This is a genomic window from Streptomyces sp. NPDC049541, assembly GCF_044465725.1.
Taxonomy (GTDB): Bacteria; Actinomycetota; Actinomycetes; order Streptomycetales; family Streptomycetaceae; genus Streptomyces.
The window spans coordinates 667,427-684,938 of record NZ_JBITLY010000004.1 but is presented as its reverse complement, the minus strand read 5'-3'; the positions used below and the strand labels follow the sequence as shown (position 1 = coordinate 684,938).

The window sequence follows — 17,512 nt, the reverse complement described above, 5'->3', positions numbered from 1 at the left end:
GTCCTTCGAGGCGCACCGCAACCGGCTAAGGTGGTTCCATGCGTGACGGGTTCCCCGACTTCCGCCTCGGCAGCGTCCTGGCGACCAGCTTCACCGGCACTCTGTCGGAGCGTCACGGCGACGCCGTGGAGCGCATTCCGACCCCGCAGCGACTCGTCGACTGGCTGACCGTGAGCGGCCTCGCAGTGGACTCCTGCACCCCCGCCCAGCTCGACCGCGCCCGTGAACTGAGGGAGTCGATTCACGCCGTCGCGACAGCCGCCGCACTCCAGGACGCACTTCCTGCGCCCGCCGTCCAGGTCATCAACGACTGCAGCGCTCAGGGCCGGGCCGCGGCGTTCCTGACGGCCGAGGGCAAGCGGCAGTGGCGGCTCAGTTCGGCTTCCCCCGTGGAAGACGCCCTCGGCGTGATCGCCGCCGACGCGATCAGCATCATCGCGGGCGAACGCGACGGAAAATTGGCCTTGTGCGCCTCACCGACCTGCCGAGCGGCCTTCTTCGACACCAGCCAAAGCCGCACCCGGAAGTGGTGCGACATGAACACGTGCGGGAATCGCCAGAAGAAGGCGCGCTTCCAGGCCAAACAACGCAATCCCAGGTCAGCGGAGTGATCGCGCCTTGGACACGCCTCAGTCAGACGCGTCAGGGGCGCTCTGCAGGAAGTCGACGAGGGCCGCGGTGAGTTCGGCGGGGGCGTCCTCCTGGACCAGGTGGCCTGCGCCCGTGATGGGTTCGAGGCGGGCGCCCGGGATGCGGGCGGTGAGTTCGTGGCCCTTCGCCGGGGGGATCCAGGTGTCCTCCTGGCCCCAGCACACCAGGGCAGGGATACCGATCTCGCCGTAGCGGTGCTGTATCTCGTCGGTGTGGCGCTGGTCCGCCTGGGCGATCTGCCGGTAGAACGCCGCCTGGCCCACCTCCCCGAGCCAGGGCCGCGCGAGCCGGTCCAGCACGGCCGGGTGCAGGCCGGGGCTGCTGGCTGAGCTGATGTATTCGCGTACCAGGGCGCGGTGCAGGGCGGGCGGCAGTTGCTCGAAGACCTCGCAGTGCCCGCCGACCAGCCGGAAGAACGGTGATCCCCAGGGCGCCAGCGCGACCGGGTCGACCAGGGCGAGCGCCCGGTAGCGGGCTCCGTGCAGCAGATGCGCCCGCAGGGAGACGGCACCGCCGAAGTCGTGGGCGACCACGAGCGGTTCGGCAAGTCCCCAGTGCGCCAGGAGTTGGGTGAACACCCGACCCTGGGCGGCGAGGGAAACGTCCTGCCCGGCGGACATCTGCGATGCGCCGTAGCCGGGCATGTCCCACACGAACACCTGGTGCCGGCGCGCGAGCGAACGGGCCACGGCCCGCCAGACGTACGAGGAGAAGGGGGTGCCGTGGCAGAGGACGACCGGGTTTCGTCCCGGCTCGCCGAGGTGGTCCCAGCGGACGTCACCGGAAGTGCTGCGGTAGGTCTTGGTCAGCGGCCAGTCACTCACGGGGCAACTCCTGGGGTCTGTCTTTCCGTCAGGCTCTTTGATCGGTTTCGTCGGTGACACCTGGGATAACATCACCCGGGCTGTTGATCGTCCCGGTAGCCGTCCTACCGAAGAGGGAGCCATGTGGCGAACGCTGGCCGGTGTGGTGTCCGGTCTGCTCATGCTCTTCGTCGGCAGTCTCGCCTTCAACGCGGCATCCGGGCAGAGCCATTGGCCGGGACCGCTCGACCTCGTGCGGGTCCACCCGTGGTGGGTGCTCCTCCTCCTGATTCCCGTGTCGCTGATCGGTCTGTGGCAGGCGCCGCGCCGCGACCGTGGTGAGAGTCCGCGCGCGCCCATGACGTACCAACTGCCGCCGCGCAACACCGACTTCACCGGCCGCGACGCCACGCTGCGGGAGCTGAGGCAGCGCCTCACCTCGGCGGACGACGTCGCGAGGCTGGTCGTGCACGGGATGGGCGGGGTCGGAAAGACGCAGCTGGCGGTCGAGTACGCCTACCGCTACCTCGAGAAGTACCGGTTCGTCGCGTTCGTACATGCCGAGAACCCCGATCGGGTGGCAGGGCAGTTCGTCTCTCTGGCCGGGGAGCTGGGGCTGACCGAAGCAGACTTCGACCAGGTCATCCCGCGGGTGTACGGCAAGTTGGTGGACCGCAGGCCCTGGCTGATCATCTTCGACAACGGGGAGCAGCAGGACACGCTCGCCCACGCGCTGCCGCCGGGTGGCCTGGCGAGCAACGGCCATGTCATCGTCACCACCAGGGTGAGGAACTGGTCGAGGTGGGCCGGTCTCATCGACCTGGACGTGTTCGCCAGGCATGAGTCGGTGGGGCTGCTGACCCATCGGGTGCCCAGCCTGACGGCGGCGGTGGCGGACCGGATCGCCGAGGAACTGGGAGACCTGCCGCTGGCGTTGGAGCAGGCAGCCGGGCACATGGACTACAACCAGACGCCACCTGACGACTATCTGGCGCTCGTGACGTCCCAGCTGGAGGAGATGGTCTCGCTGCGTGCGCCGGGAGACCTGTCGGCGGTGAAGATCGCGGCCCTGTGGCAGCTCAGTGTGCAAAGGCTGCAGGCGGAGCGGCCGCAGGCGGTGCGGCTGCTGAGGCTGTGTGCCCTGCTGGCGCCGGAGCCGATCCCGCTGGACCTGTTCACCCGCAACGCCGCGATCCTGGACGTGGGCGCGGCCGACCGGCTGATGTGGGACACGACGGTGGGTGCCCTGGCCGGTCTGGGGCTCGCGCGGCGGGGCGACGCGTCCCTGGTGGTGCACCGGCTGGTGCAGGCCACCGTCCGGGCCGACATGCCGCAGGAGGTGCGCACCGACGCCCGGGTCCAGCTGTGCCGGGCGCTGGTCGCGTCCGTGCCCCACGACATCCACGGCGACCCGGACGCGCGGCCACGGTGGCAGGAGCTGCTCCCGCACGTCCTCACGGTGACCAAGGACGATCCACCGGCCGAGTGCGCTGCGGAGACGGCGGTACTGCTGAGACTGGCGTCGGAATTTTTCATCCAGATCGGGGACTACCGGATGGCGCTGCGCCTGTGTGAGCGTGCCCTCGCGATCGACGAGTCGCTGGAGGGCCGGGATGCGGAGACCGGATTCGATCTGATCACCCTGGCCCAGATCCACCGGGAGCTCCACGCGCCCGAGAGGGCACGCCCACTCGTGGAACGCGCGCTGGCACTGCATGAGTCCTGCCTGCCGGCGAACGACCCCGCCATCGCGACGGACCTGGCCACGCTGGCACGCACGCTGTGCCTTCTCGGTGAACACGAGGCGGCGCTGCCCCTGGCCGAGCGGGCGCTGGAGATCGACGAGGCGGCGCACGGTCCGGACGACCCGTATGTGAGCTTCGACCTGATTGCACTGGCGAACGTCCACGTCGACCTCGGCAACCACGAGGCGGCCCTGCCGCTGATCTCACGGGCGCTGCGGATCCGCGAGGCCGTGTACGCGCCGGACCACCTGTACATCGGCTACGTCCTCGTGTTCCAGGCCCAGGTCCTGCACGCGCTGAACGACCCGACCGCCGTGGATTTCGCGCGCCGGGGCGCACAGATCCTGCAGACCCGACTGGGCAGGACCCACGCCAAGACCGAGGACGCCTTCGCTCTGGTCGACCGGCTACGGTGACACCGTCGTCCCGGCGCCTCCGCATTGGCCTCGGACAGCCGCGTGACCTGGGCCGATCCAAGGTCGTTGACCCGGCTATGAAGAAGCTCAGCGCGCTTGCCGTCCTGACCATGACCGGCCTTGCGCTCGCCACCCCAGCCCACGCCGCCGACGACGACAACCCCCGCGGCCACATGACCGTCAGCCACCGAAGCCCCCTCGCCACCGGCCTCTGCAAGGAGGCACTCGCCCTCGTCCCCGTGTTCGCAACCGGAACCGACCAGGCGGTGGACGACGCCTGCAACAACCGCGACCACGCCGGCGACTGACGCGACCAGTCCACTCGCTCCGGCTCCGCGACGCTGCCGCCGGCGGCGGGCAACCTTCGGGCTTCAGCGCGGACCCGGCCCCGCGCGCGGCCAGCGGTTCGCTGCCGCCGCAGTTCCTGATGGCGCAGAGCGGCGCGAACATCGGTGCCGTTCTGATCCGATCGCCCCGGTGCGGCGGGACGCAGGGCGGATGGATCATGCTTCTCCCATGCCATCCGCCTTTCCCTCTCCCCGCCGCACGTTGATCGGCGCCGCCCAGCAGCGCCCCTGCACCCTCGTCGTCTGCCGGGGCTGCTGCTGCGGCGACCCGCGCAAGCACCCCGGCGCCGACCACGCCTGGCAGCTCGAGCGGCTGCGCGCCGCGGCTGCCGAGCATGGCTTCCAGGTCCGTACGACCGACTGTCTCGGCCCCTGTGACCAGGCGAACGTCATCGTCGTGCAGCCCTCGGCGGCGGGGCGCCGGGCCGGTGGGCGGGCCACCTGGGTCGGATTCGCCATGGACGACGACTGCACCGAGGAGCTCATCGGCTGGGCGGCGGCGGGAGGTCCGGGGGTCGCCGAACCGCCCGTGACGCTGGAGCTGCAGTTCATCCAGCCGCCTCGGGACGCACGCGTGCGCAGCCGCCGGTGAGCCACCGACCATCCAATTGTTAATGGGATCCATTTTCATGTAGCGTCCTCGGTGCTTGCCCACCGAGGAGGTTTCCCATGGCTGTCCCCAAGCGGAAGATGTCCCGCAGCAACACCCGTCACCGCCGCGCCCAGTGGAAGGCGACCACCCCACAGCTGGTACCGCTCACCCTCGACGGCGTGCGCCACCTCGTACCGCAGCACCTGGTCAAGGCGTACGAGCGCGGGCTGCTGCGCCCCGAAGGCTGAGCCCGCGATGCCGTACGACAAGCCGCATGCCCGTCTGCCCGTCACCGTTCTGTCCGGCTTCCTGGGGGCGGGCAAGACCACGCTCCTCAACCACGTTCTCGCCAATCGCGAGGGCCTGCGGGTGGCCGTGATCGTCAACGACATGAGCGAGGTCAACATCGACGCCGCGTTGGTGCGCGGCGGTGAGGCCGCGCTGTCGCGGACCGAGGAACGTCTCGTCGAGATGACGAACGGCTGCATCTGCTGCACCCTGCGCGACGACCTGCTGGAGGAGGTGGACCGGCTGGCCCGCGAGGGACGCTTCGACCACCTCCTGATCGAGTCGTCCGGGATCTCCGAGCCGATGCCGGTCGCGGCCACCTTCGCCTTCGCCCGCGACGACGGCGCCACTCTCGGGGATGTCGCCGAGCTGGACACCATGGTCACGGTCGTGGACGCGGCGAACTTCCTGCCGGAGCTGGCGGGCGGCGACGAACTCGCCGAGCGCGGCCTCGCCCCGTACGAGGACGACGAGCGCACCGTCAGCGATCTCCTCGTCGACCAGGTCGAGTTCGCGGACGTCATCGTCCTCAACAAGCTGGACCTGGTCGACTCCCGCGCCGCCGACGGGCTGCGGGCGACGCTCGCCCGCCTCAACCCCCTCGCCCGCATCGTCGCGGCCACCCACGGACGCGTGGACCTCCGCCAGGTCCTCGGCACCCGTCTGTTCGACCTCGAACGCGCCCAGCAGGCGCCGGGCTGGGTGCGGGAGCTCAACGGCGACCATGTGCCGGAGACGGAGGAATACGGCATCTCGTCGACCGTCTTCCGCTCCGAGCTCCCCTTCCATCCGGGCCGGTTGTGGACCTTCGTCACCGAGGAGCTGGACGGCGGCGCATTCGGCCGGGTGCTGCGTTCGAAGGGCTTCTTCACCCTGGCGGGCCGCTCGCAGGTGACGGGGCTGTGGTCGCAGGCCGGTTCCGTGGCCCGCTTCGAGCCGTCGGCCGTGCGGGACCCCGAAGCGCCGTTTGCGCAGGAACTTGTCCTGATCGGCGTCCAGTTGAATGCCGACAGGATTCAAACCGCCTTGACGAACTGCCTCATGCGGCCCGGTGAACGCCCCCCGGACGTCGACCCGTTCCCCGCCTGGGACACGTACGGCAGCGACGACTTCTGCGCGCCCGAGCAGCAAACCGGCCATGCGCCGACTCCTGTCGACCTCCTGGACACGGTCCGAACTCGTGAGGATGCTCAAGTGCAAGCGGTGTGACAGCGCGGCACGCCACCGTGGGCGCGCCCGCCACCGTGACGAAGCGCGCCGAGAAGCTCCTGGCGGCCGAGCCCACCCCGGACGAGGTGAAGCAGCTGGAGAAGGCACCGGAGGATCACCAGGACCTCCTGTGACCGGCAGCCGCAGGTGGGCGGGAATGCCGTGGCCCGTCACGCGTTGACATCCGTGTGAGTTCCCTGATCGCCGCCACCCGCTTCTCCGTCCTCGACCGCTCCCGCATCCGCGAGGGGCACACGGACGCGGAAGCGTTGCGCGACACCGTGCGGCTGGCCCAGGAGCTGGAGGAGCTCGGCTATCACCGGTTCTGGGTGTCCGAGCATCACGGGGTGCCGGGCGTGGCCGGTTCCGCGCCCACCGTGCTGGCCGCCGCCGTCGCGGGAGCCACGCGCAGGATCCGGGTCGGCACGGGCGGTGTGATGCTGCCCAACCATCAACCCCTGGTCGTGGCCGAGCAGTTCGGGGTGCTGGAGTCGCTGTTCCCCGGGCGGATCGACATGGGGCTGGGGCGGTCGGTCGGCTTCACGGGTGGGGTGCGCAAGGCGCTGGGGCGGGACAAAGGCGACGCCGAGGACTTCGGGGCGCAGCTGGAGGAGCTGCTCGGCTGGTTCCGCGGGACGTCCCCGACGGGTGTGCACGCGCGTCCCGCGGAGGGTCTGACCGTGCCGCCGTTCGTGCTGGCCATGGGCGAGGGCGCCGCGGTCGCCGCCCGCGCGGGCCTGCCGATGGTCATCGGCGACCTGCGAGGCCGCGAGAAGATGCAGCGCGGCATCGACCACTACCGCGCCCACTTCCGGCCCTCCCCGTGGGCGAGCGAACCGTACGTGGTCATCTCGGGCACGGTCGCCGTGGCCGCCACTCCCGAGGAGGCTCGGCGGCTGCTGGTCCCGGAGGCGTGGTCGATGGCGTACTCCCGCACACACGGCACCTTCCCGCCGCTGCCCCCGGCCGAGCGCGTCGAGGGGCTGGCCATGACCGAGAAGGAACGCGGGTTCTACGAGTCCGGGCTCGCCGGCCACCTCGCGGGCACCGAGGAGCAGGTCGCGCACGAGCTGGAGACGGTGCTGAAGGAGACCGGCGCGCAGGAGGTGCTGGTCACGACCAGTACGTACGACCGTGCGGCGCTGGTCGACTCCTACCGGCGCCTCGCCCGGATCACCTCCCGGTAGTGATCACCATCCGGAAGCGGGCGGTGCCGGAGAGCATCTTCCGGTAGGCCTCGCCGGCCTGGACCAGGGGCAGGGTCTCGGTCATCGGGCGGATGCCGTGCAGGGCGCTGAAGGCCATGGTGTCCTGCACGTCCTGTGCGGTGCCGGACGGGTGGCCCCGGATGATCCTGCCGCTCATGAGCAGCTGGACCGGGCTGATGCCCAGGGGTTCGGGGTCCGCCCCGATGGCGACGAGTTCGCCGCGGGGTGCCAGGCCGTCCACGGTGGCCGTGATGGCCTGGGAATTGCCCGCCGTGGCCAGCACCACCCTGGCGCCGCCGAGGGACTGCAGCGCCTCCGCGACGGGGGTGGCCGCCGTGCTGTCGACGTAGTGGTGGGCGCCGAGCTGCTTGGCGAAGTCGGCCTTCTCGGCACCGCGGGCGATCGCCACGGTCTCGAAGCCCATCGCCGCCGCGTACTGCACGCCCAGGTGCCCCAGGCCGCCCAGGCCGAGCACGGCGACCAGATCGCCCGGCCGGGCGGAGCTGCGCCGCAGCCCGTTGTAGGTGGTCACGCCCGCGCAGGCCATGGGCCCGGCGTCGGTCGCGGACAGGGCGTCCGGGATCCGGGCCAGGGCGTCGACCGGGGCGATCAGCATCTCGGCGAAGCCGCCGTCATACGCCCAGCCGGGCACCTTGAGGTTCACGCAGACGACGAAGTCGCCCTGCCGGCAGGGCGTGCAGTGGCCGCAGCTGCCGCCGAACCAGCCGACCGTCACCCGGTCGCCCGCCTGCCAGCCCTGTTCAGCGGCGCCCTCGCCGAGCGCTTCGATCCGTCCGGCGATCTCGTGTCCGGGGACCACGGGGAAACTGATGCCCGGCACGCCGCCGTTCACGAACAGGGTGTCGCTGTGGCAGACCCCGCAGGCCTCCACCGCCACCCGTACATGACCCGGGCCCGGCTGCGGCACCTCGCGCTCGACGATCTGGAACGGGCCGCCGGCCTCGATCGCCTGCGCGACTCGATAGGTAGTGCTCATCTGTCCCTCCGGGGTGGGCAGGAACGGGGCGAAAGCCCCGGGGTCCAGCACATCAGCTCGAAGCCGATCCCGCGCGCGAAACAGACGAACCGATCAAGGACGACGACCCGGCCTCACGAAATGGCCCGCAGCCCCCCGCGGGGTCGGCGGCGGAGTTGCTCGACGGCCTGGGCCGTCTGTTCGTCCGCGGGCAGGAGGACGACCAACTGCTGGGCGTCCGAAGGGAGTTCGAGCACCTCGCGGGTCAGTCGGAGCTCGTACCCGGACGGGTGGTCGAGGCGGAGGTCCCCGCGCTGCGGCACCACATGACGGTGCAGACGGCGTGTGAAGTCGGGGCCGGCGACGGGGGCGAGTTCCGTGCTGAACCACTCGGAACTCTCGGCCGACGGTGCCAGCCACAGGTCGAAGGCCTGCTGGTCGGCGATGTCGTCCCAGTCGGCGAAGAACGTCCGGGCGCGCGGGTCGGTGAAGACGTAGCGGGTGAGGTTCGGGGTGTCCGCGTCGAGCAGTCCGGTGTCGCTCATCACCGACGCGTAGCCGCTGGTGTGGGCGAGGACGTCGCCCAGCCGGTTGGTGACCATGGCGATGCCCGGTTCGAGGAGGCGGAGGGTCTCCAGGACCGTGGGACGAACATCGCGGCGGGGAGGCGCGGGCTGGGTGTGCGCGACACATTCGCCGCCGGTGATCTTCGCGAGGTAGCGCAGATGGTTGCGCTCGGCCGCATCGAGGCTGAGCGCATCGGCGAGCGCGTTGACCACCGCCACCGACGGGTTGCGGTCCCGTCCCTGCTCCAGACGGGTGAGGTACTCGACGCTGATGCCGGCCCGCGCGGCGAGATCCAGCCGCCGCAGACCCGGTGAGCGGCGGCGGCCGTGATGGGGCAGTCCCAGCGATTCGGGCTGGATGCTGTCGCGCTTGGCCCGGACGAAGTCCCCCAACGGTGTCCCCATGGGACGAGCATAGGTCGCCGTGCGCCGGTCGCGGAGGGCTCAGCCTGGCCCTGTGGGGGCCAGCCTGCGCACGGTCTGGCTGACGTCAGGGCGCGGCGTGATCGTGGTGGGCATGGACAACAACGAGCAGAGCAGGCACCAACTGGTGATCATCATCGGAAGCGTCCGGGACGGACGGTTCGGCCCGGTGGTGGCCTCGTGGGTGGCCGAACAGGCGGTCGCTCACGGCGGTTTCGACGTGGAGGTCGTCGACCTGGCCGAGATCGACGTCCCGTTGGCGCTGCCCGCCGTGTCGCCGAAGTACGCGGGGGACGCCTACCCCCGTCCGGCCGGGATGGCGGCGCTGACGTCGGCCCTGCAGGGCGCCGACGCGTTCGTCGTGGTCACACCGGAGTACAACCACAGCTATCCCGCCTCGCTGAAGGCGGCGATCGACTGGCACTTCACCCAGTGGACGGCCAAGCCCGTCGCCTTCGTCAGCTACGGCGGCGCGGCAGGCGGCCGGCATGCCGTGCTGCACCTGGAGAACGTGCTGACCGAGCTGCACGCGGTGACGATCCGCGACGGTCTCGCCTTCCCGAACTACTTCACCGCCTGGCAGGACGGCCGTCCCCTCGACCCCGGCGCCGCCGGGTACGCCAAGACGCTGCTGGAGCAGCTGGCCTGGTGGGCCGGTGCACTGCGCTCGGCCCGCGAGGCCGCGCCCTACCCGGCATGACCTGGGACGACGCCGCACAGGCAACCCCGACGGCTTAGAATCGCGGCGTTTGTCCCGCCGCAGCCGAAGACCCGTACGGAGTTCTCGTTCATGCACGACCCACACGACCCCTACGTCCGCGTCCGCGGCGCCCGCGAGCACAACCTCAAGGGCGTGGACGTCGACATCCCGCGGGACGTGTTGACCGTGTTCACAGGGGTCTCCGGGTCGGGGAAGTCCTCGCTCGCCTTCGGCACCATCTACGCCGAGGCCCAGCGCCGCTACTTCGAGTCCGTCGCCCCGTACGCGCGCCGTCTGATCCACCAGGTCGGCGCGCCGAAGGTCGGCGAGATCACGGGACTGCCGCCCGCGGTCTCCCTGCAGCAGCGGCGCTCGGCTCCGACGTCCCGCTCGTCGGTCGGCACGGTCACCAACCTGTCGAACTCGCTGCGGATGCTGTTCTCCCGGGCCGGCGACCACCCGCCAGGCGCCGAGCGTCTCGACTCCGACGCCTTCTCCCCCAACACGGCAGCCGGCGCCTGCCCGGAGTGCCACGGCCTGGGCCGGGTCCACCGTACGACCGAGGAGTTGCTGGTCCCCGACCCGTCGCTGTCGATCCGCGAGGGCGCGATCGCCGCCTGGCCGGGCGCCTGGCAGGGCAAGAACCTCCGTGACATCCTCGACGCGCTCGGCCACGACGTGGACCGCCCGTGGCGTGAACTCGCCGCCGACCAGAGGGAATGGATCCTCTTCACCGACGAGCAGCCGGTCGTCACCGTGCACCCGGTACGGGACGCGGACCGCATCCAACGGCCCTACCAGGGCACGTACATGAGCGCCCGCCGCTACGTCATGAAGACCTTCTCCGACTCCAAGAGCGCCACGCTGCGGGCCAAGGCCGAACGCTTCCTGACCAGTGCGCCCTGCCCGGCGTGCGGCGGCAGCAGGCTGCGCCCTGAGGCGCTGGCGGTGACCTTCGCCGGCCGTACGATCGCGGAGCTGGCCGCGCTGCCGCTGACCGACCTCGCGGGCTGTCTGGTGGCGGGCGACGAGACCGCCCGCGTCCTCACCGAGGACCTCACCTCCCGTATCGCGCCGGTCCTCGAACTCGGCCTCGGCTACCTCAGCCTGGACCGCTCCACCCCCACCCTCTCGGCGGGCGAGCTGCAACGGCTGCGCCTGGCCACGCAGCTGCGCTCCGGGCTGTTCGGTGTCGTCTACGTCCTCGACGAGCCGTCCGCCGGCCTGCACCCGGCGGACACGGAGGCCCTGCTCACGGTCCTGGAGCGGCTGAAGTCGTCCGGCAACTCGGTGTTCGTGGTGGAGCACCATCTCGATGTCATGCGCGGCGCCAACTGGCTGGTGGACGTCGGCCCGCTCGCCGGCGAGCACGGCGGAGAGGTGCTGTACAGCGGGCCGGTGGCGGACCTGGCCTCGGTCCCGCAGTCCGCGACGGCCCGCTTCCTCTTCGACCGCTCCCCCTCCGCCGTACGCCAAGTGCGCACGGCCCGCGGCCAGTTGAAGGTCGGGCCCATCACCCGGCACAACCTGCGCGGGGTGACGGCCGAGTTCCCGCTCGGCGTGTTCACCGCCATCACGGGCGTGTCCGGGTCCGGCAAGTCGACGCTCATCGGTGAGATCACCGAGGACCTGACCGGCGTGCGACGTCTGGTCTCCGTCGACCAGAAGCCCATCGGCCGCACCCCGCGCTCCAACCTCGCCACCTACACGGGCCTCTTCGACGTCGTACGCAAGGTGTTCGCGGCCACCGAGGAGGCGCAGGCCCGCGGTTACGGCGTCGGCCGCTTCTCCTTCAACGTCGCCGGTGGGCGCTGCGAGACCTGCCAGGGCGAGGGGTTCGTCAGCGTCGAGCTGCTGTTCCTGCCGAGCACCTATGCGCCGTGTCCGGACTGCGGCGGGGACCGCTACAACCCCGAGACGCTGCAAGTGACCTACCGGGGCCGGAACATCGCGCAGGTGCTGGACCTGACGGTGGAGAGCGCGGCGGAGTTCTTCGCGGACACCCCGGCGGTGGCGCGCAGTCTCGCCACCCTGCTCGACGTGGGCCTCGGCTATCTGCGCCTGGGCCAGCCCGCGACCGAGCTCTCCGGCGGCGAGGCCCAGCGCATCAAGCTGGCCGGTGAGTTGCAGCGCGGCCGCCGCGGCCACACCCTCTACCTCCTCGACGAGCCGACCACCGGTCTGCACCCGGCGGACGTAGAGGTCCTGATGCGGCAGCTGCACGGTCTCGTCGACGCCGGTCACACGGTGATCGTCGTCGAGCACGACATGTCGGTCGTGGCCGGCGCGGACTGGGTGATCGACCTGGGGCCGGGCGGCGGGGACGCGGGCGGGCGGATCGTCGCGGCAGGGACGCCGACGGAGGTGGCTGGCGTCGCGGGGAGCGCTACGGCACCGTATCTGGGACGGGTGCTGCCACCGCGGCAGGCGTGAGCCCAGGCGCCGAAGCTGCCTCCGGCATCACAGGGATGCCAGCCAGGCGGCGGTGTCGTCGGGATGCGGGAAGCGGACGGTGTGGAGGGGCGCGAAGCGGGGATCGCTCGTGCGCCGTGCGATCTCGCTGCGGCGGCCCGCGTGCTGCGACCAGGCCCACCACACGGGGTGCTCTTTGCTGAGCCAGCCCGCCCAGGTTTCCCTGTTGCCGCCGAAGATGCGCTCGCGGGTGAGCGAGCGCCGGAGTGAGCGGCGCAGCACGCGCGGCAGCACGACCCGCTTGCCGTAGTCCAGCCACAGCACGGTGTCGGCCTGCTCCCAGAGCAGGTCACGGACCTCCGGATAGCCGATGGAGTCGATGATCCAGCGGGACTCGGCCAGAACCCGGGACACCGCCTCGCCCAGCTTGTCGTTGACTGCCCAGTCGGGTCCTGTGAAGTACAGCGCGTCCATCTCGTGATACGGCACGTCCAGCCGCTCGCTCACGGCCCGCGCCAGCGTGGACTTGCCCGCGCCTGTGACACCCACCACCAAGATCCGCTCCATACCGCGAAGCATATGGCGGCGCTCGACGCCGACCGCTCGGCGGACCGGACCTGTCTCTACGCGGTGGCGCTGAACTGGTACGAGCGCCTGCTCGGCACCGTGCCGGCCTTCTTCCCAACGACACGGAAGCCGTCTGGGAACTCGCGCAACACCTGTACGTCTACATCGAACACCGTCCCGGCCACCGGACGGCAACGAGTTCGCCTTCGGCGGCGCTCCAGCTGCGCGGTGAGCTCGTTGACCGGTCGGCTGAAGCAACTCTTCCTCGTGTGCGGCGGTCTTACTGGCCGTCGTACTCAGAGGCCCGGCCTCTGTCGACCCGTAGCGGTGAATCGACCGGAAAGGGCGCACTCCATGGTGCTGGATCCCAACTTCTGCCTTGATGTTCCACCGGGTTTCGACGACTCGGACGCTGAGAGCGGGGTGCATCCCATGGCGAGGAAGCTCTTCCCCGCCACAACTGCCGCGGAGGCCTTCAAGAAAGCCCACGAGTGGGTGCGGGATCAAAGCATCCACCTGGTGGACGTGTCGTGGGACTTCTTCCACGACGAGGAGGAGCCCTACTGCCTGAGCATCTATTTCACGTTCGACCTCGATCCCGAGGACAGCTGACAAAGACGCACCACTTGCCGGACGCGACCCGCGGTACCGCCATCCGCGCCGGCGCATCCACCGGGCCGGCCGGGGCGGTGACGCGCGTCAGTCGGTCGTGAGCAGGCCGGCGACCAGGTCGCGGGGCAGGCCGTGGGTGTCGTGGAGGTAGCGGTAGTCGTCCTCGCTCAGTGGGCCCTTGAACTCCGGGCGGGAAAGCACCCGTTGACCTCGTTCGAGGAGCTTGGTGAAGCGCAGTTCCTCCTCCAGGAGCAGCTCGCGGACCGTGCCGGGATCGTAGGACTGACGGAAGTGGTCCAGCGTGTGGCCGATGAGTTCCAGGGGGAGGTCGGTCAGGGTGCGTGAGCGGCCGTCGCGCCGGAGTGTGGTGAGCAGGCGGCGGATCAGGCGGCGTAGTACATAGCCGCGGCCGGTGTTGGACGGGCGTACGCCGTCGCCGATGACGACGATGCTCGAACGCAGGTGGTCGCAGACGAGGCGCATGGGCCGTTCGTCCAGGTCCCACAGCGGCGGAAGGAGTCGCATCCACGGTTCGAACACGTCGGTGTCGTAGACGGAACGCTGCCCCTGCAGGACGGTCACCAGCCGTTCCAGGCCCATGCCCGTGTCGATGCCCGGCCGCGGCAGGGGTTCGAGACTGCCGTCCTCGTGGCGGCGGTAGCGCATGTTCACGTGGTTCCAGATCTCCACCCAGCGGGGGTCGGTGGTGGGGGTGCCCTGGGGTGGGGTGCCGGGGCCGCCGGTCCAGAAGAAGATCTCCGAGTCGGGGCCGCAGGGGCCCACGGGCCCGTTGGACCACCAGTTCTCGTCCTCGGTCGGCTCCACGGGCAGCCCCAAATCCTGCCAGGTGCGCAGCGATTCGGTGTCGGGGCCGACCTGGCCGTCGCCGCCGAACACCGTGACGTGCAGCCGCTCCGGCGGGATGCCGAATCCGTCGCGCAGCAGCTCGTATCCCCAGCGCAGACTCTGTGAGTGGCCGTAGTCGCCGAGCGACCACGAGCCGAGCATCTCGAAGACCGTCAGATGGGTGGAGTCGCCGACCTCGTCGAGGTCGGTGGTGCGCAGGCAGCGCTGGACGTTGGTCAGGCGCCGCCCCTGGGGATGCGGGCGGCCCTGGAGGTAGGGCGTGAGGGGGTGCATGCCGGAGGTGGTGAACAGCACCGAGTCCGAGGGCGGCGGCAGGAGGGAGCTGCCGGTGATGGGCCGGTGCCCGCGCTGACGGTAGAAGTCGGTGAACGTCCGCACGGTCTCGTCGGTGCTCATCCGGGTGTTCATGTGCCTGCTCATGACGGTGTTCCTTCGGGTCGTGCGACCGGAACGAACCGCGGGAGCAACACCTGCGAGACCGCAGGCCGGCGAGGGCGGGTGAGCCACATCCCGGCGATCCGTTTCCGGCCGCCGGGGAAAGGTGGAGGGTCAGGCGTCGGCAGCCGGCGAGTTCGTCGCTCGCGCGGCCGCGGTGTGGCTGCAACAGGTCCTGACCTTCATGCATGCAACGCTAACAGGGGGCGCCGGGTCCGTCGCCGGGTTTTGCCTTCGGGGCAGGGCGTTAGGGTCGTATGTCATGCGACTGACAGTTCTCGGCGGCTGCGGCGCCTGGCCCACGGCCTTGCAGGCGTGCAGCGGCTATCTCGTCGAGCACGAGGGGTTCCGCCTGCTGGTCGATCCCGGCTACGCCACCCTGCCCCGCCTGCTGCACCACCACACCGTCGATGCGGTCGACGCCGTGCTGGTCAGCCATGGGCACCCCGACCACTGCGCCGACCTCAACCCCCTGCTCCGGGCCCGCGGGCTGAGCGAGGACCCTCCGCCGCCCCTGCCCGTGTACGCCCCGCACGGGGCCCTCGACGCGGTGCTGGCCCTCGACAAGCCGCGCATGCTCGCGTCGGCGTACCGACTGCACGAGTTCACCCCCGGCGACCGTTTCGCCGTGGGCCCGTTCACCGCCGACACCTGGCTGCTGCCGCACTTCGTGCCCAATGCCGGCATCCGGCTCAGCACCCCGGGCGGTGTGCTCGCCTACACCGGCGACACCGGTCCGAGCGCCGCCGTCGTGCGCCTCGCGGAGGGCGCCGACCTGTTCCTGTCGGAGGCCACCTACGTCCACGAGGTGCCAGCCGCCGATGCACCCTACCTGCTGACCGCACGCCTGGCCGGACAGTACGCCCGCCAGGCGGGCGCCGCCCGGCTGCTGCTCACCCACCTGTGGCCGGGCACGGATGCGAAGGCCGCACGGGAGGCGGCCGCGGAGCACTTCGAGCAGGCGGCCGACGTCGCCACCCCGGATCTCGTCATCGGGGTCACCGGGGCGTCCGACTGATCCGGGCGCCGCGGGACGGGCCGGGGCACCTACGCCACCAACGCGGCGTGGATCCAGTCGGCCTGAGCCGCTGCCCCCGGCTGCGCCGCGCGGGCCAGGGAGCGGCGGTCCGGGTGGCTGCCGGGCGCGAGGGCGTCCCGTACGTCGACCTCGGCCACCAGGCCTCGCGCCGACACCACCCGCCAGACCGACGCCAGCAGCGAGTCGTCGCCGATGAAGGCGGGCGCCGTGCTGGCCGTACCCCCGGCGATCCGGTAGCGCAGACGTACCGGCTGTACGGGGACGTCCGCGTCGAGGGCGGCCTGGAAGACGGCGCGGCGGAAGGTGCCCTGGGCGCGTCCGCACCAGGTGCTGCCCTCGGGGAAGACCCCGACGGCCTGTCCGTCGCGCAGCGCGTCCGCGATGCGGGCGACGGTTTCCGGCAGGGCGCGCAGCCGGTTGCGGTCGATGAACAGCGCGCCGCTCCGCGCCGTCAGCCGGCCGGCCACGGGCCAGTCCCTGATGTCGGACTTGGCGAGCATGCGGGCCGGGCGGACGGCGGCGAGCAGCGGGATGTCCAGCCAGGAGATGTGGTTGGCGACCAGGAGCAGTCCTCCGGTGGGCGCGGCGGTGCCGGTGACACGGACCTGGACCCCTGCGGCCCGCACGATCCACCGGCACCACCGCTTCACCAGCTCGGCGGGGATCCTCCCGCCGAGCGGCGACAGCACGACCCCGGCGAGCACCAGGGCCACGACTGCCGCCATCCGCAGCACGGCTCGCGGTACGGCCGTGGCGGACCCCCTCGCCTCTATGCACGCCCCGGGGGTGCAGGGCGCGCTGGGCTGCCAGACGCTCATCAGGCCGGCATGAGGGAGAGAAAGTGCCGCAGATAGCGCGAGTTGACCCGGCGCATCGACAGCAGGACATACAGGTCGGCGACCCCGAAGTCCGGGTCGTGGGCGGGCTGGCCGCACACCCAGGCGCCGAGGCGCAGGTAGCCGCGCAGCAGGGCCGGGAGTTCGGCGGAGGCGGCGGCCGGGGTCGCGGTGTCCGGGACCCAGGGCAGCAGCGGCCGTACCCGGTACTCCTCCGGGGCCAGGTACTTGCCCCGCGCCTTCTCCCAGGTGGCGGAGGCGAGCGCGCCGCCGTCGGCGAGGGGGACGGAGCAGCAGCCGGCCAGCCACTCGTGGCCGCGGTCCACCATGTAGCGGGCGATGCCTGCCCAGATGAGGCTGATGACGGCGCCGTCGCGGTGGTCGGGGTGGACGCAGGAGCGGCCGACCTCGACCAGGCCGGGGCGGATCCCGTCGAGCGCGGTCAGGTCGAACTCGCCCTCGGAGTACAGGCGTCCGGCGACCGCGGCGCGCTCCGGCGGCAGCAGCCGGTAGGTGCCGACGACCTGTCCGGTCGTCTCCTCCCGTACCAGCAGGTGGTCGCAGTACGCGTCGAAGGCGTCGATGTCGTGGCCGGGCTGCGGGGTGGCCAGCAGGGCCCCCATCTCGCCGGCGAAGACCTCGTAGCGCAGCCGCTGCGCGGCACGTACGTCGGCCTCGTCGCGGGCGAGGGACACGGTGTAGCGGGCGGGTGCGGCGGGCTTCGGGGGACGGTCCAGAGTGGTGACGCCGGTCATGGCTCTCTCCAGGTCGGCTGCCGGGGACGGCGGAGCGTGAGCAGACCGTTGGCGCGTGATCTGCC

At 71.2% G+C, this 17,512-nt stretch carries 19 protein-coding genes; 12 read left to right on the top strand and 7 right to left on the bottom strand.

Annotated elements, in window-relative coordinates; genetic code table 11:
* The first annotated feature begins 38 nt into the window (after nucleotides 1-38).
* On the top strand, nucleotides 39-611 hold the full coding sequence (locus ACIBW9_RS18975; protein ID WP_398956362.1) for a CGNR zinc finger domain-containing protein: 573 nt from the start codon (nucleotides 39-41) through the stop codon (nucleotides 609-611).
* An 18-nt stretch (nucleotides 612-629) separates the two neighbouring features.
* On the opposite strand, the gene ACIBW9_RS18970 is transcribed toward ACIBW9_RS18975, so the two are convergent.
* A complete protein-coding gene (locus ACIBW9_RS18970) occupies nucleotides 630-1,475 on the bottom strand; it encodes an alpha/beta fold hydrolase (protein WP_398956360.1) in 846 nt (281 codons plus the stop codon).
* Between the two features lie 121 nt (nucleotides 1,476-1,596).
* Between ACIBW9_RS18970 and fxsT the strand changes: the two genes are divergently transcribed.
* From fxsT to ACIBW9_RS18935, 7 genes are all read left to right on the top strand, one after another.
* The gene (gene fxsT / locus ACIBW9_RS18965; RefSeq protein ID WP_398956358.1) at nucleotides 1,597-3,615 is read left to right on the top strand and encodes an FxSxx-COOH system tetratricopeptide repeat protein; all 2,019 of its coding nucleotides are present in this window, start codon (nucleotides 1,597-1,599) and stop codon (nucleotides 3,613-3,615) included.
* A gap of 77 nt (nucleotides 3,616-3,692) precedes the next feature.
* Nucleotides 3,693-3,923: a hypothetical protein gene (locus ACIBW9_RS18960; protein ID WP_398956356.1), complete on the top strand. Its 231-nt coding sequence runs from the start codon at nucleotides 3,693-3,695 to the stop codon at nucleotides 3,921-3,923.
* 208 nt (nucleotides 3,924-4,131) lie between these two features.
* The gene (locus ACIBW9_RS18955; protein WP_398956354.1) at nucleotides 4,132-4,554 is read left to right on the top strand and encodes a (2Fe-2S) ferredoxin domain-containing protein; all 423 of its coding nucleotides are present in this window, start codon (nucleotides 4,132-4,134) and stop codon (nucleotides 4,552-4,554) included.
* 77 nt (nucleotides 4,555-4,631) lie between these two features.
* Nucleotides 4,632-4,802, top strand: a complete 171-nt coding sequence (gene rpmF / locus ACIBW9_RS18950; RefSeq protein ID WP_115910778.1) for a 50S ribosomal protein L32 — start codon at nucleotides 4,632-4,634, stop codon at nucleotides 4,800-4,802.
* A 7-nt stretch (nucleotides 4,803-4,809) separates the two neighbouring features.
* A complete protein-coding gene (locus ACIBW9_RS18945) occupies nucleotides 4,810-6,051 on the top strand; it encodes a GTP-binding protein (RefSeq protein WP_398956352.1) in 1,242 nt (413 codons plus the stop codon).
* Complete coding sequence (locus ACIBW9_RS18940; protein ID WP_398956350.1) at nucleotides 6,048-6,185, top strand: hypothetical protein; 138 nt, start codon at nucleotides 6,048-6,050, stop codon at nucleotides 6,183-6,185. Before ACIBW9_RS18945 ends, ACIBW9_RS18940 begins: the two co-directional genes overlap by 4 nt.
* 54 nt (nucleotides 6,186-6,239) lie before the next feature.
* The gene (locus ACIBW9_RS18935; protein ID WP_398956347.1) at nucleotides 6,240-7,238 is read left to right on the top strand and encodes an LLM class flavin-dependent oxidoreductase; all 999 of its coding nucleotides are present in this window, start codon (nucleotides 6,240-6,242) and stop codon (nucleotides 7,236-7,238) included.
* On the opposite strand, the gene ACIBW9_RS18930 is transcribed toward ACIBW9_RS18935, so the two are convergent.
* Together ACIBW9_RS18930 and ACIBW9_RS18925 are read right to left on the bottom strand one after the other, a co-directional pair.
* Nucleotides 7,225-8,256: an alcohol dehydrogenase gene (locus ACIBW9_RS18930; RefSeq protein WP_398956345.1), complete on the bottom strand. Its 1,032-nt coding sequence runs from the start codon at nucleotides 8,254-8,256 to the stop codon at nucleotides 7,225-7,227. The genes ACIBW9_RS18935 and ACIBW9_RS18930 overlap by 14 nt on opposite strands.
* A gap of 113 nt (nucleotides 8,257-8,369) precedes the next feature.
* Nucleotides 8,370-9,206 carry a helix-turn-helix domain-containing protein gene (locus ACIBW9_RS18925; RefSeq protein ID WP_398956343.1) on the bottom strand — a complete coding sequence of 279 codons (837 nt, stop codon included), beginning with the start codon at nucleotides 9,204-9,206 and terminating at the stop codon, nucleotides 8,370-8,372.
* A gap of 112 nt (nucleotides 9,207-9,318) precedes the next feature.
* Here ACIBW9_RS18925 and ACIBW9_RS18920 point away from each other — a divergent pair, with 112 nt between their 5' ends.
* Both ACIBW9_RS18920 and ACIBW9_RS18915 read left to right on the top strand, forming a co-directional pair.
* Nucleotides 9,319-9,924: an NADPH-dependent FMN reductase gene (locus ACIBW9_RS18920; RefSeq protein ID WP_398956514.1), complete on the top strand. Its 606-nt coding sequence runs from the start codon at nucleotides 9,319-9,321 to the stop codon at nucleotides 9,922-9,924.
* Nucleotides 9,925-10,014: 90 nt separating this feature from the next.
* Nucleotides 10,015-12,357: an ATP-binding cassette domain-containing protein gene (locus ACIBW9_RS18915; RefSeq protein ID WP_398956341.1), complete on the top strand. Its 2,343-nt coding sequence runs from the start codon at nucleotides 10,015-10,017 to the stop codon at nucleotides 12,355-12,357.
* A 27-nt stretch (nucleotides 12,358-12,384) separates the two neighbouring features.
* Here the strand turns inward: ACIBW9_RS18915 and ACIBW9_RS18910 are convergent, their stop codons facing one another.
* A complete protein-coding gene (locus ACIBW9_RS18910) occupies nucleotides 12,385-12,903 on the bottom strand; it encodes an adenylate kinase (protein ID WP_398956338.1) in 519 nt (172 codons plus the stop codon).
* Nucleotides 12,904-12,915: 12 nt separating this feature from the next.
* On the opposite strand from ACIBW9_RS18910, the gene ACIBW9_RS18905 reads away from it, so the two are divergent.
* On the top strand, nucleotides 12,916-13,515 hold the full coding sequence (locus ACIBW9_RS18905) for a hypothetical protein (RefSeq protein ID WP_398956336.1): 600 nt from the start codon (nucleotides 12,916-12,918) through the stop codon (nucleotides 13,513-13,515).
* Nucleotides 13,516-13,602: 87 nt separating this feature from the next.
* Here ACIBW9_RS18905 and ACIBW9_RS18900 read toward each other — a convergent pair whose 3' ends face one another.
* Nucleotides 13,603-14,778, bottom strand: coding sequence for an alanine--tRNA ligase-related protein (locus ACIBW9_RS18900; RefSeq protein WP_398956512.1), 1,176 nt, complete (start codon nucleotides 14,776-14,778; stop codon nucleotides 13,603-13,605).
* Between the two features lie 301 nt (nucleotides 14,779-15,079).
* Here ACIBW9_RS18900 and ACIBW9_RS18895 point away from each other — a divergent pair, with 301 nt between their 5' ends.
* Nucleotides 15,080-15,835 (top strand): MBL fold metallo-hydrolase, encoded by a 756-nt coding sequence (locus ACIBW9_RS18895; protein ID WP_398956335.1) that lies wholly within the window; start codon nucleotides 15,080-15,082, stop codon nucleotides 15,833-15,835.
* Nucleotides 15,836-15,864: 29 nt separating this feature from the next.
* On the opposite strand, the gene ACIBW9_RS18890 is transcribed toward ACIBW9_RS18895, so the two are convergent.
* Complete coding sequence (locus tag ACIBW9_RS18890; protein ID WP_398956333.1) at nucleotides 15,865-16,674, bottom strand: lysophospholipid acyltransferase family protein; 810 nt, start codon at nucleotides 16,672-16,674, stop codon at nucleotides 15,865-15,867.
* A complete protein-coding gene (locus tag ACIBW9_RS18885) occupies nucleotides 16,674-17,447 on the bottom strand; it encodes a GNAT family N-acetyltransferase (RefSeq protein ID WP_398956331.1) in 774 nt (257 codons plus the stop codon). The genes ACIBW9_RS18890 and ACIBW9_RS18885 overlap by 1 nt, the downstream gene beginning before the upstream one ends.
* Nucleotides 17,448-17,512: the final 65 nt, after the last annotated feature.

What these genes read in the sequence shown, in the direction of transcription:
- ACIBW9_RS18975 (WP_398956362.1), top strand. Translation starts at nt 39, where the DNA reads ATGCGTGACGGGTTCCCCGACTTCCGCCTCGGCAGCGTCCTGGCGACC.
- fxsT (WP_398956358.1), top strand. Translation starts at nt 1,597, where the DNA reads ATGTGGCGAACGCTGGCCGGTGTGGTGTCCGGTCTGCTCATGCTCTTC.
- ACIBW9_RS18960 (WP_398956356.1), top strand. Translation starts at nt 3,693, where the DNA reads ATGAAGAAGCTCAGCGCGCTTGCCGTCCTGACCATGACCGGCCTTGCG.
- ACIBW9_RS18955 (WP_398956354.1), top strand. Translation starts at nt 4,132, where the DNA reads ATGCCATCCGCCTTTCCCTCTCCCCGCCGCACGTTGATCGGCGCCGCC.
- rpmF (WP_115910778.1), top strand. Translation starts at nt 4,632, where the DNA reads ATGGCTGTCCCCAAGCGGAAGATGTCCCGCAGCAACACCCGTCACCGC.
- ACIBW9_RS18945 (WP_398956352.1), top strand. Translation starts at nt 4,810, where the DNA reads ATGCCGTACGACAAGCCGCATGCCCGTCTGCCCGTCACCGTTCTGTCC.
- ACIBW9_RS18930 (WP_398956345.1), bottom strand. Translation starts at nt 8,256, where the DNA reads ATGAGCACTACCTATCGAGTCGCGCAGGCGATCGAGGCCGGCGGCCCG.
- ACIBW9_RS18925 (WP_398956343.1), bottom strand. Translation starts at nt 9,206, where the DNA reads ATGGGGACACCGTTGGGGGACTTCGTCCGGGCCAAGCGCGACAGCATC.
- ACIBW9_RS18920 (WP_398956514.1), top strand. Translation starts at nt 9,319, where the DNA reads ATGGACAACAACGAGCAGAGCAGGCACCAACTGGTGATCATCATCGGA.
- ACIBW9_RS18915 (WP_398956341.1), top strand. Translation starts at nt 10,015, where the DNA reads ATGCACGACCCACACGACCCCTACGTCCGCGTCCGCGGCGCCCGCGAG.
- ACIBW9_RS18910 (WP_398956338.1), bottom strand. Translation starts at nt 12,903, where the DNA reads ATGGAGCGGATCTTGGTGGTGGGTGTCACAGGCGCGGGCAAGTCCACG.
- ACIBW9_RS18905 (WP_398956336.1), top strand. Translation starts at nt 12,916, where the DNA reads ATGGCGGCGCTCGACGCCGACCGCTCGGCGGACCGGACCTGTCTCTAC.
- ACIBW9_RS18900 (WP_398956512.1), bottom strand. Translation starts at nt 14,778, where the DNA reads ATGAGCACCGACGAGACCGTGCGGACGTTCACCGACTTCTACCGTCAG.
- ACIBW9_RS18895 (WP_398956335.1), top strand. Translation starts at nt 15,080, where the DNA reads ATGCGACTGACAGTTCTCGGCGGCTGCGGCGCCTGGCCCACGGCCTTG.
- ACIBW9_RS18890 (WP_398956333.1), bottom strand. Translation starts at nt 16,674, where the DNA reads ATGAGCGTCTGGCAGCCCAGCGCGCCCTGCACCCCCGGGGCGTGCATA.
- ACIBW9_RS18885 (WP_398956331.1), bottom strand. Translation starts at nt 17,447, where the DNA reads ATGACCGGCGTCACCACTCTGGACCGTCCCCCGAAGCCCGCCGCACCC.